Source organism: Gottfriedia sp. ABJ_BB2_2 (genome assembly GCF_055484705.1).
On the sequence record NZ_JBVFKR010000007.1, the window covers coordinates 28,581 to 40,914 of the forward strand.

The window sequence follows — 12,334 nt, forward strand, 5'->3', positions numbered from 1 at the left end:
ATAATAAGTGAGATATTAATGAGATAGAAAAGGTGATTAAATGAGATCAGATCCATCTCAAAGACCATCACCGAAAATGAGGTCTGTTTGGAGAATTATTTCATTATTAAGTAGTATTTCTCTACTGGCGCTACCAATCATTTATTATTTTCTGATGAAATATTTTTCATTTCCTACATTTGTTTTAATGATTATTACTGGTTTTGTATTGGCAGCTATTTTATTTTTAACTTTATTTTTACCGTCTTTAAAAATGAAATATACAGCTTATGAAATCTATGAAAATGAGCTAGAAATACAAAAAGGTATGTTCATCATTAAACGCATCATTATTCCAATGGTTAGGGTTCAACATGTTACGACTGAAGTAGGTCCCTTACTTCGCAGATATGGATTATCTACTGTAAATATTTCCACGGCAGCTACCACTCATGAAATTGAAGGTTTAGAACACCATGTTGCTGAGAAGCTAAGAGATAAAATCGTATACTTAGCAAGGATCAGTGATGATGATGTATGAGCCAAAGCGACAACATCCAGCATACATTTTATCAGTTTTAATTGAACAAATTAGAAATATTATTATTCCATTCATTATATTATTCATTTCAGGTGATAAGGGGTCTATTTTTCAATATTTGTTCGCAATTGTTTTGGTTGTTTTTCCTGTTGTTTCAGCAATTATTAAATGGTATAGATTTACTTATTATGTAACTGAAGATGGATTTAGGATTCGTTCTGGATTATTTGTAATTGAAAACACTTTTATCCAAAAGGAGCGGATTCAGTCTGTTGCCATTAATGCTGGATTTATTCAACAGCTTTTTCGTGTGGTTAGTGTACGAATTGAAACTGCTGGTGGGAAGAAAGCAGAAGGTGTACTGAATGCAATACCAAAGGATGAGGCACTTGCACTCAGGAATGAAATATTACAATTTAAAAAGAAAAAAATAGATGATGTCCAGACCACAGAAAAAAGTGAACTGGTTGATGAGTCATCAGCTGATTTTACAGCGAAAGTTGATAGTAAAAAACTTATTTTGGCAGGGATTACGTCATTCGAGGTAGGAATTGCGTTTGCGGTTTTAGCTTCTTTATTTTCACAAATAGAGGACTTGCTTCCAAACAGTGTTTATGAGGCAATTTATAATCAAATACAATCTTTTACATATATGATGTTTTTCATCCTTTTTTTAGGTAGTTTATTACTGTCTTTGTTATTTTCTACGTTAAGATTTGTCTTGAAATTTGCTAATTTTACTGTTCAAAGAAAAGAAAACCAATTAATGATTACTAGAGGTCTTTTTGAGAAAAATGAATTTAACGTTTCTATAAAGAGAATTCAAGGTGTAGTCGTTGAGGAAGGCATTTTAAGGCAATTATTTGGTTATGCAACAATTTATGTAGAAGCTGTTGGAATGGGTGATTCCCAGGAAAATGGCAGACATGTTTTACATCCATTTATTAAGATGAAACAGGTACCAGAATTTTTAACAAATTTTATTCCTTCTATTACATACGATGCCATTTCTCATCGAGCACCAAAAAGAGCTAGGAAAAGTTACTATTCATGGAGTATTCTTATTTTCCTCATTGTAGCTTTGGCAATCGTCTTGCTTCCTTTTGTTCAATTTTGGGCTCTAGGACTTGTCTTCATTGGTGTATTTATTGGGGAAATTAGATATCGTTATGCTGGTTATACTTTATTGGATCGAACAGTTATATTGCAGTCTGGATTTTTTTCTAGAACAACAGCAATTTTACCGCGGGAAAGAATTCAAGTATTGATTGGGAAACAAAGCTTGCTTCAAAAACGTGCAAGGCTAAAGTCAATTTATATTACCATTCTTTCTAGTCAATACGGTCGTACATATAAAGTTAAACATTTAGATGAAAAAGATGTAAATCGAATGATTGGTTGGTTTAGTTAAAACATTTTAATGTACTAAAAAAGACGTGCATACAATTTTGTAACACGTCTTTTTTACTGCGTTTTTATTTTATTATGTTCTTTAAGGGGAGAAAGTCATTTTGTGGAAAAAAATATCAATTGGTTTCACTTTGATAACAGTTTTTGTCATCGTGTTTTATACATTGTGGAATAAACCAATTTCGCTAGAAGAAGGAATGATTGATGATGTAGCTCATTTACTTCCAACTAAAATTGATCGAATCGTGAAAGGGAAGCAAGTAGAGCAATTAAGAAAAATTGTTCTTGATGCAAATAGTCAACATAAAACAGTATCAATTGCAGGGGAGCGCCATAGTCAAGGGGGGCATACTTACTACGAAGATGGTGTTGTAATCGATATGAAAACATTTAATAAAGTGAAAAAAGTTGATCCAATTAAAAAAACTGTTGTTGTACAAAGTGGTGCAACTTGGGGAGATATTCAAGAAGCAATTAATCCATATAATCTGGCACTGAAGGTAACGCAGTCACAAGAGATTTTTTCAGTTGGAGGCTCATTAAGTGTGAATGCACATGGTCGTGATCTTCGAAATCATTCATTAGCTAGTACAGTTAATTGGTTTACCTTATTACAAGCAGATGGAAACATCAAGAAAGTTAGTCGGACAGAAAATAGTGAATTATTTCCATTTGTATTAGGTGGTTATGGTTTATTTGGTATTATTCTTGAAGTAGAGCTTCAGCTTACTGACAATGAGCTATATAAAATCGAAACAAGTACGATGGAATTTGATGAATATCCTTCCTACTTTAAAACTGAAGTATTAGGCAATAAAAATGCTAAAATGCATATCGGACGAATATCGGTTGCACCTGATAGTTTCTTAGATAAAGTCTATTCAATTAACTATATGGATACTTCTCGTGAAATGACTGAGTCAGATAAAGAATTAAAAGAAGATAAATCGGCATTTTTTCCAAAGCTTGCTCTTGGAATGTCTAGAGGATCTAATCAAGGTAAAAATATATTTTGGGATATTCAATATTATTTTATTGATGCATTAGATGGAAACTTTGAAACTCGTAATAATGTCATGCGTTCTGAAAGTAAGTTTATGGAGTTTGAAGATCGACAAGATACGCAAGTTCTTCAAGAGTTTTTTGTGCCTGTTGATGAATTTGTTTCTTATATCGATGATGTAAGAGAGTATTTAAAATTTGAAGATTTAAACGTCCTAAATATTACAATTCGTTATGTTGAAAAAGATAATGAAACGGTTATGAATTATGCAAAAGATGACATGTTTGCCTTTGTTGTACTCATTCAACATGGAAGAGATCAAAGGTCTATTCAACATGCAAAAGAAGTGATTCGAAAATGGACTGATATTACGCTTCAGCATAATGGGTCTTATTATCTACCTTACTATCCATATCAATCAAAGCAGCAAATGAAACTGGCTTATCCAAGAACAGACGAGTTTTTTGATAAGAAAAAAGAATTTGATCAAAATGGCGTGTTTATGAATACTTTTTACAAGAATTATGGAGAGTAAGACATGAATAAAATAGTAGTCTCAATTTTAAGTGTGATTGGATTTAGTAGTTCTTTAGTATTTCCGTATTATGTTCTCTTTTTAAGAAATATTGGAGATAGCTATGATGTGTTTAGTTTATTGTATGGGCTTTTTTCATTAAGCTTAAGTATTGTCGTCTACTTTGGTGGTAGATTTTTCGAACGTTACTCTCCGTATTTATTGATGATGCTTCATGCATTTTTCTGTAGTTATTTATTTTTTTCACTGGATACGATCGAAAATATTAAGTTCGTGTATATTGGGCAGGTGTTATTCGGTGGGTTTACGGCCCTTTTCAAGCTTGCAGAGAAAAGATTGTTTATGAATGCAACATCTGAATTTTATCGTAGTTATTTATTTTGGACGTCCTTTGTTACGGCACTTTGTATTATTGGAGTAGGTGTATTATTTGATTCAATTGATATTCGCTTAATGTTTAATCTAGCAGCATGGCTATTTTTATTCAGTGGATTTGGTCTTGGTGTGACATTTATTGTAAGGAATAAGAAAGACTAAACGAATGAGACTTGTATCGTAAAGCATTACGATAGCCAAAGAGTGATCTTCTACGACAGTAATACACAACAATGTTTTGTTACTTGTTATGATGATTTCTTTCATTTAGTTTAATGAGAATTAGATAGAATACTATCAGTTGTAATACTACTAAATATGTGTTTATTTGTGTGAAAGATAGATTATTAAAAAAATCTAATGTTATTTCTATGAGATGGATATTGTGTAAGTAACGAAACAATGTTATATTATCTAAAAGTAGGCTATGAAATGAATGAAAGTATTTCTATGCTTTTTAATTGAATATAGAAAGGGAATGATAAAATGTTAAGACATGAAGAGGCTGTCGGTATATTTTACGCTGCATTTGTTATATTAGGATTAACAATTGGCTTAGGAGTTGGCTATTTTACATCACATTTAATTGCTGGTGGATTTCTTGGTTTTGGAATTGGAATAGGTTTAGGTCTTTTAAGCAATGCAATACTGTATATTAATAAAGATTGATTTTTTAGTTCGAGCGGTTAAAAGGAGAGAGAAAAATGCAAAAAAGGGAAACGAAATTGGTTCCAGTTATGATTGCATTATTATTAGGTATATTTTTTGCCTCATTAGATAATACGATTGTATCTACGGCGATGCCGACAATGTTAAAAGATCTTGGTGGCTATGATCAGTTTGTATGGGTAACTTCAGCATACTTAGTAACGGAAATGGCCGGTATGCCTATTTTTGGTAAACTGTCAGATATGTATGGAAGAAAACGATTCTTTATGTTAGGTATTATTTTATTTTTACTTGGGTCGATTCTTTGTGGTACTGCTCAGTCTATCGTTCAACTTAGTATTTACAGGGCAATTCAAGGGATTGGTGGTAGTGCATTAATGCCAATCGCTTTCTCTATTATTTGGGATGTGTTTCCTGTTGAGAAACGTGGGAAAATGAGCGGTATTTTTGGTGCAGTATTTGGTCTTTCTAGTGTTTTAGGTCCGTTAATTGGTGCCTATATTACAGATTATATTGATTGGAGATTTATTTTCTATATTAATATTCCGTTTGGCTTGTTAACACTTGGATTAATTAGTTTTTATTATAAAGAGTCTACGAACCATCAAAAACAGCAAATTGATTGGTGGGGTGCAACAACATTCGTCATTAGTATTGTTAGTTTAATGTTTGCTCTAGAACTTGGTGGAAAAGAGTACGCTTGGGATTCTATTCAAATTTTAAGTTTATTTGGTGGTTTTGCTATCTTCTTTATCATCTTTTTATTCATTGAAAGAAAAGTTCCAGAGCCAATTATTTCGTTTGAAATGTTCAAAATGCGTCTATTTGCAGCAAGTAATTTCGTTGGGTTATTTTATGGTGCCGCGTTTATTGCTGCAACGATCTATATTCCGATTTTTATCCAGTTCGTGCAAGGTGGTACGGCAACAAATTCTGGATTAGTATTATTACCAATGATGGTTAGCGTAAGTATTTCTGCTGCATTTGGTGGAGCATTAGCAAATAAAACTAGCTATCGTAATCTAATGGCCGGTTCTGTCGTCCTATTATTAGCAGGAATTCTATGCTTAGGTACATTGTCGCCTGATACAACGAAATTCCAAATTGTATTGTATATGATTATTGTGGGGCTTGGCGTAGGTGTGTCATTCTCAGTTTTAGGTATGGCAGCAATGCATCATTTTGATAATGAAAACCGTGGTTCAGCAAGCTCTACAAACTCATTCCTTCGTGCATTAGGAATGACTGTGGGTATTACAGTGTTTGGTGTAATTCAAAGAAATGTATTCTCAGACAAAATTTCAAGTGCACTTGGAAATAGTGGTGCACCTCAAAATATTGATATCAATCAAGCCTTAACACCTGAGGCAAGTAAAATGATTCCAGCGCCTGTTTTAGCTAAAATTTCAGATGTGTTTGCTACTTCAATCGCTCATACTTTCTTGTGGACTTTAATACCAGTTGGTTTAGCGATGATCTCTATTTTCTTAATGGGCAATGAAAAATTATCGAATAAAGAATTGCCGCAAAGTAATGCTTCATAAGAAAGAAGGCCATTTTGGCCTTCTTTTTTTATACTCTTTTAATTTGAATGCTTGATTTGCCTTTAGAGTTCGGAAAGTAGGTTGTCTTTTTTCAAAAATCGTATAGACTAGTATTTGAGGTGAAAGCTTTTGAAAGACAAGGTTTCTAGTACGAAATGGTTTGGACTTGCTCTTCAGTCTTTACTTGTATTGGCAGAGCATGATGGAATTTGTCCAAGTTCTATGATGGCTCAAAAACTTGAAGCACAGTCGACCTTTTTAAGAAAAATTCTTGCCAATTTAGTAAAAGCTGGGATTATTTCAGCAAAAGAAGGGCGAGATGGTGGTTATTACTTAGCTAGAGATGCAAGTGAAATTTCATTAAAAGATGTTTATGATGCAATGAGGTCTGATCCATATTCACAAGGATTTTTAGATGTGAATAGCCATGAATGCTTTACAGCTTCAACACGTTCAGCTTTATATAATTTAAAAGATGAAATGGAAAGTTGGCTTGTAGAAGGTCTTGCAAGGAAGACTGTCGCTGATTTACTACCAAAAGAAATTAGATAATAAAATCGAAACATTGTTTCGGTTTTATTTTTTTTTGATAAACTGTAGTTGACTTTTATACAGTTAAAGTTTTATACTGTATCTGTAAATAATACAGTTTTAAAGGAGAGATTTAAATGACAAAAGTATCATCAGATAGAGAAGAATATTTAAATAAAGTGAATGAAATAGATTTTGGAAATGAGGCACCTAAAGATTTAGATAGTTCTGATTTCTTTACAGTAGCAAAAGAAAGACGCTCAGTACGTCATTATGATCCTAATTTCAAACTAAGTGATGAAGAAGTACGTGAACTATTAGAAATCGCAATTCAAGCTCCATCTTCTTCAAACTTACAGCCTTGGAGATTTTTAGTAATTAATAAACAAGAAACGAAACAAAAATTACTTCCAATTGCTAACAATCAACAACAAATCGTCGATGCTTCAGTAGTTATTGCAGTTTTAGGTGATATAAAAGCATATGTAAATGCTGATCGAATTTATGATGAATTAGTTGCTAAAGGTATGATGACGCAAGAGGTTAAAGACTTTTATGTAGGCTCAATTGTTAAAAATTATGGTAATTTCCCAGAAGATATAGCAACAAAAGTAGCGATGATTGATGGTGGATTAGTATCAATGCAACTTATGCTAGCGGCAAAAGCAAAAGGTTTAGATACAGTACCAATGGGTGGCTTTGATCAAGCAAAATTTGTAGAAGCGTTTAATGTACCTGAAAACTTCAAACCAGTTATGTTAATCTCTGTTGGTAAGGGAATAAAAGCTGGATTTGAAAAAGTTCGTTTGACATTAGATGAAGTTCTTACTTGGGATCAGTTTTAAGAGCAAGTAAAATAAAAGAGCAGGATGAAGGGAAATTTCCTTACCTGCTCTTTTCTATTGTATTTTATTTCTCTCCATGTAAACGATATGCCATATGGTTTGTTGGACCTACATATTCATTTAATTTAAATGAGTGGCGAATTGCTTCAGTAATATACTTTTTAGCTGTATAAATAGCTTCTCTAGGTTCTACTCCTTTAGCTAATTCTGCACAAATTGCCGCAGAGTATGTACAACCAGCACCATGTGTATAAGTTGTTTCAATTCGGTCTGACTCTAAAAGCTCAATCTTTTCACCATCAAATAAAACATCTACGGCGTTCTCATGTTGAATTTTGCTTCCGCCTTTTACTAGTACGAATTTTGCACCTAGTGCATGAATCTTACGTGCTGCTTCTTCCATTTGTTCAACTGTTTTAATCGGAGCCATATTTGCTAATTGTGCTGCCTCAAATAAATTTGGTGTTACTACAGTTGATAAAGGAACTAATACATCTCTTAATGCATCATTTGTTTCAGGATGTAAAGCCTCATCATTCCCTTTACAAATCATAACAGGGTCAACTACTACACGATTTATATTATGTTTTTTAATTGTTTCAGCTGCTAATTCAATGACTTCCACTGATCCAAGCATTCCCGTTTTCATAGCCTGAATGCCTACACCAACAACGATTGTTTCTAATTGCGCTGCAATTGTACTGATATCAATCGGAAATACTTGATGGTGCCAATGATTATGTGGGTCCATTGCAACTAATGTAGTGATTGCACTCATTCCATAAACATCTCTCTCTTGGAATGTTTTTATGTCTGCCTGTAAACCTGCGCCACCACTACTATCTGATCCTGCAAGAGTTAATGCTTTATACACTGTCATGTCAATATTCCTCCTTTGTTCAAATACATTTTTCATTATAGCAAAAAGTACAGTAAAAAACAGGAAGTAAGGCAGGTTATGAATGAAAAATAGGAATCATAAAGGAAGTGGGATATACAATTCTAAAGGACTCTTCAAGAGTGTTAAAAAATACAAATGTCAATACGAAAATTATATGTACACTTTTAAATTATTGAACAATATTATGCTAAGAATCATATTACTTGACTAGTAATGGCTCTAGGTCTGGTGAAAAATGGGTTCAAATTATTATTAAGTTGTTGTAAATGTCGATATACTCATTAAATTTGATCTAAAAAGTAAATAAAATATTCTTTTAAGTTAAAGTTTAGAGTTATGTTTAATGAAAAATCTTTTTTATATGAATAGGTTGATTGGAACGGAAGGCTGATCGACTCCTGTGGGAAATGCGGGAAGGCTGAGACCCCGGAGGCGCGCCGAGGAGGCTCAGGTCTCGCCCCTTGGAAAGCGAGCAACCTGTAGTGGAAATCAACCTGATATTACTTTTTTTATTACAAGTTTATATTTCAACAAGGTCAAAAGAATTCTAAAGGATTCTTCAGTTGAACTTGTAGAATTTTGTAGAAAATAATTGACAACTAGATTATTAGATTGGTATAGTGATTTTATAAAAATTAAATATGATCTTTATCTCGTATGGATAGAGGCGCGGTTTTGATGAGTAATTACTTGGAGGTTTATGGAACCAATGAAAAGTAATGAAAGGCGAAACTGCCGAAGTAACAAAGTTGCCATTCAATTTTGTTGCTGGGCCTATTGCTGAATAAGCGTAGGACTGTCACAAGTTTACTTGTGGAGGGCTATTGAAGAGATGTTGGCTGTTAGACGCATATAAACTGAGTCTTAAACACGTGAACATTCTTCACGTGTTTTTTTGCGTTTTTAAGAACATTCCAACCATTACATAATGTAGGAATTTCTTGAGTAAAATACACAGCAAACAACACTTTTGCGCCCCTAATTCTGCGTAAAGATAGTATTGCAAGAATGAAGAGGAGGCAACAAAGATGGGACAATCTAATCTCCCGCAAAATGAAGGTTCTTTAAAAAGAGGACTGAAAGCAAGACACTTAACAATGATTTCAATCGGTGGTTCTATTGGAACAGGGTTATTTTTAGCGAGTGGCGCTTCAATAAGTGAAGCTGGTCCAGGTGGAGCTTTATTAGCATATTGTTTAATTGGTTTAATGGTTTATTTCTTAATGACAAGTTTAGGGGAAATGGCAACTTATCTTCCTGTATCTGGTTCTTTTAGTACGTATGCATCTCGTTATGTAGATCCTGCATTTGGATTTGCAATGGGTTGGAACTATTGGTATAACTGGGCAATCACATTAGCTTTTGAATTAGTTGCTTCAGCAATGTTAATGAAATATTGGTTCCCAAATACACCTGCTGTATTATGGAGTGCTATTTTCTTAGTCATTATTTTAGGATTAAATCTATTATCAGTTAAAGGTTATGGTGAATCAGAATTTTGGTTTGCTTTAATTAAAGTCGTAACTGTCATTGTATTTTTAATAGTTGGTATTGCAATGATTTTTGGTATTTTAGGTGGAGATAGTGTTGGATTTAAAAACTTTACTGCTGGTGGAGCACCTTTCCATAATGGATTTTTAGGTGTGTTATCAATCTTCATCGTTGCTGGATTCTCATTCCAAGGTACAGAGTTGATTGGTGTTGCAGCTGGGGAAACTGAAAATCCAGAGAAAAATGTACCTAAAGCAATTCGACAAATTTTCTGGCGTATCCTTTTATTCTATGTATTAGCAATATTTGTGATCGGTTTATTAATTCCTTATACTGACCCAGATTTATTAAGAGGGGACGTTTCAGTCAGTCCATTTACATTAGTTTTTGAAAAATTAGGTGTAGCATTTGCAGCATCAGTTATGAATGCAGTTATTTTAACTTCTGTTTTATCAGCAGGGAATAGTGGTACGTATGCTTCAACTCGTATGTTATATACATTAGCAATTGAAGGGAAAGCACCAAAATTCTTAACTAAGATTAACAAAAATGGTGTTCCAACAAACGCTTTATACGTAACACTTGCTGTTGGTTCATTAGCATGCTTAACGTCATTCTTTGGTGAAGGTCAAGTATATACTTGGTTATTAAACTTGTCAGGTTTATCAGGATTTATTGCTTGGTTAGGTATTGCGATTTCTCATTATCGTTTCCGTAAAGCATATGTTGCGCAGGGGAAAGATTTAAATGATTTACCATATCGTGCAAAATGGTTCCCATTAGGTCCGATTTTAGCATTTTTAGCTTGTTTATTTATCGTATTAGCTCAAAACTATCAAGCGTTCACTGGTCATGTAATTGACTGGCAAGGTGTACTTGTTTCATACATTGGTATTCCAGTATTCCTAATCGTTTGGTTAGGTTATAAATTTAAAAACAAAACAAAAGTTGTTGCTTATAAAGAAATGGATTTAAGCAGAAACTAAATTGGAACCCTTCCATCTTTGGTGGAGGGGTTTTTTGTTTGGAATCAAGCTAGTTTGGAATTCTAATTTAAGCTATTTGGAAATAAATTGAAATAAGTGTTTACAAAAACTAATGGCATTAGTATTATAAAACTAATACCATTAGTTTTTATTTAGGAGGAATTGTGATGAAGGTTACTAAATCTAATTTTCTTTATCAAATCAGTTTTTTACCTAATTTATTCCCTGTAAATTGTTTTTTAGTTGAAGAAGAAAATGAACTGACTTTAATTGATACTGCTTTATCTTTCAGTGCTGATAAAATCATCTCTGTTTCAAATGAACTTGGTAAAAAAATTACAAACATTGTACTCACACATGCACATGGTGATCATATTGGTTCACTAGACCGATTAAAAACTATGCTACCCGATGTTGTTGTATCAATTTCCAAAAGAGATGCGAAATTATTAAAGGGAGATGTTACTTTAGAGCCAAATGAACCCAATTTGCCTATAAAAGGTGGACTACCTAAAAATATCCAAACGACACCTGATCGGTATTTACAAGAAGGTGATACGATTGGGTCATTGTTAGCAATTGAAACACCTGGCCATACACCAGGTTCAATGTCGTTTGTGGATCAACGTACAAACGCTGTGATTGCAGGAGATGCATTTACATTAAGAGGTGGTATTACAATTTCAGGTCAATTGAACCTTTTATTCCCATTTCCTGCTTGGGCTACATGGAGCAAAGAGGATGCGATCAAAAGTGCTCGTAAAATCAGTCAATTGAACCCAACATTATTGGCAGTAGGTCATGGATCTATGATAAATAATCCAAAAGAAGCAATTGATCATGCGTTAAAAAAAGGAGAATCGTGAATGTCACCTAGAATTGGTTTAAATTTTAACGAATTACTGAAGACTGCTATCCAAATCGTCGACGAAGAAGGATGGGATGTGTTAACGATTAGTTATTTAGCTAAGAAATTAACGATTCAGCCTCCTTCAATTTATAATCACGTAAAAAATTTAGATGAACTGAAAAATAGTATTGCTCTTTATGGTATTCAGGAGCTTTATGATGAGCTTCACGCTTCGATTTGCGAGCAGTCAAAGGAGGCTATTTTTTCTTTATCGTTTGCCTATATACATTTCGCTCGAAAGCACCCTGGATTATATCAATCGACTCTGTCATCAACTCACACTGCAGGTGATCAATACACATTCGTTGCAAATCAAATTTTAGAGTTGATTTTCGAAGTTCTGAAACCATATAATTTAAACGCAATGAATCAAATTCATATTGTTAGAGGGCTAAGAAGTATTCTTCATGGATTTGTCTCACTTGAAGATCATGACGGTTTCGGTATTAATATTCCGTTAGATGAAAGTATTAGATTTGTATTGAAACAATATATGCAGAATATCGAGGCGTAAATAAGTAAAGGAACCTTTTAGAAATAAAAGGTTTTTTTGTCCAATTTTCAAGGTTTCTAATTTATTGAATAAACAAAATATATGTTAAAATATAGAAAAA

Annotated in this window: 12 protein-coding genes and 1 riboswitch; of the genes, 11 read left to right on the plus strand and 1 reads right to left on the minus strand. The window is 33.3% G+C overall.

The window, feature by feature from the left end; translation table 11 throughout:
* Positions 1–40 precede the first annotated feature (40 nt).
* The 8 genes from ACX6U0_RS15220 (at position 41) to ACX6U0_RS15255 (ending at position 7,432) form a co-directional block, all read left to right on the plus strand.
* Positions 41–520, plus strand: coding sequence for a PH domain-containing protein (locus ACX6U0_RS15220; protein WP_464960735.1), 480 nt, complete (start codon positions 41–43; stop codon positions 518–520).
* Positions 510–1,931 carry a PH domain-containing protein gene (locus tag ACX6U0_RS15225; protein ID WP_464960736.1) on the plus strand — a complete coding sequence of 474 codons (1,422 nt, stop codon included), beginning with the start codon at positions 510–512 and terminating at the stop codon, positions 1,929–1,931. The genes ACX6U0_RS15220 and ACX6U0_RS15225 overlap by 11 nt, the downstream gene beginning before the upstream one ends.
* A 100-nt stretch (positions 1,932–2,031) precedes the next feature.
* Positions 2,032–3,468 (plus strand): FAD-binding oxidoreductase, encoded by a 1,437-nt coding sequence (locus tag ACX6U0_RS15230; protein ID WP_464960737.1) that lies wholly within the window; start codon positions 2,032–2,034, stop codon positions 3,466–3,468.
* A gap of 3 nt (positions 3,469–3,471) precedes the next feature.
* Complete coding sequence (locus ACX6U0_RS15235) at positions 3,472–4,005, plus strand: hypothetical protein (protein WP_464960738.1); 534 nt, start codon at positions 3,472–3,474, stop codon at positions 4,003–4,005.
* Positions 4,006–4,329: 324 nt separating this feature from the next.
* On the plus strand, positions 4,330–4,512 hold the full coding sequence (locus ACX6U0_RS15240; protein ID WP_087999237.1) for a hypothetical protein: 183 nt from the start codon (positions 4,330–4,332) through the stop codon (positions 4,510–4,512).
* 35 nt (positions 4,513–4,547) lie between these two features.
* Positions 4,548–6,056 carry an MDR family MFS transporter gene (locus tag ACX6U0_RS15245; RefSeq protein WP_464960739.1) on the plus strand — a complete coding sequence of 503 codons (1,509 nt, stop codon included), beginning with the start codon at positions 4,548–4,550 and terminating at the stop codon, positions 6,054–6,056.
* A gap of 129 nt (positions 6,057–6,185) precedes the next feature.
* The gene (locus tag ACX6U0_RS15250; RefSeq protein WP_464960740.1) at positions 6,186–6,608 is read left to right on the plus strand and encodes an RrF2 family transcriptional regulator; all 423 of its coding nucleotides are present in this window, start codon (positions 6,186–6,188) and stop codon (positions 6,606–6,608) included.
* 116 nt (positions 6,609–6,724) lie between these two features.
* Entirely contained in the window at positions 6,725–7,432 is a 708-nt protein-coding gene (locus tag ACX6U0_RS15255) for a nitroreductase family protein (RefSeq protein ID WP_464960741.1), read from the plus strand.
* 64 nt (positions 7,433–7,496) lie between these two features.
* Here the strand turns inward: ACX6U0_RS15255 and pdxK are convergent, their stop codons facing one another.
* On the minus strand, positions 7,497–8,312 hold the full coding sequence (gene pdxK, locus ACX6U0_RS15260) for a pyridoxine/pyridoxal/pyridoxamine kinase (protein WP_464960742.1): 816 nt from the start codon (positions 8,310–8,312) through the stop codon (positions 7,497–7,499).
* A 675-nt stretch (positions 8,313–8,987) separates the two neighbouring features.
* Positions 8,988–9,165: riboswitch (Lysine riboswitch) on the plus strand.
* Positions 9,166–9,361: 196 nt separating this feature from the next.
* Between pdxK and ACX6U0_RS15265 the strand changes: the two genes are divergently transcribed.
* The 3 genes from ACX6U0_RS15265 to ACX6U0_RS15275 all read left to right on the plus strand — a co-directional run bounded on the left by ACX6U0_RS15265 (position 9,362) and on the right by ACX6U0_RS15275 (position 12,234).
* On the plus strand, positions 9,362–10,810 hold the full coding sequence (locus ACX6U0_RS15265; RefSeq protein ID WP_464960743.1) for an amino acid permease: 1,449 nt from the start codon (positions 9,362–9,364) through the stop codon (positions 10,808–10,810).
* Between the two features lie 167 nt (positions 10,811–10,977).
* Positions 10,978–11,676 (plus strand): MBL fold metallo-hydrolase, encoded by a 699-nt coding sequence (locus ACX6U0_RS15270; RefSeq protein WP_464960744.1) that lies wholly within the window; start codon positions 10,978–10,980, stop codon positions 11,674–11,676.
* A complete protein-coding gene (locus ACX6U0_RS15275) occupies positions 11,677–12,234 on the plus strand; it encodes a TetR-like C-terminal domain-containing protein (RefSeq protein ID WP_464960745.1) in 558 nt (185 codons plus the stop codon).
* Positions 12,235–12,334 lie beyond the last annotated feature (100 nt).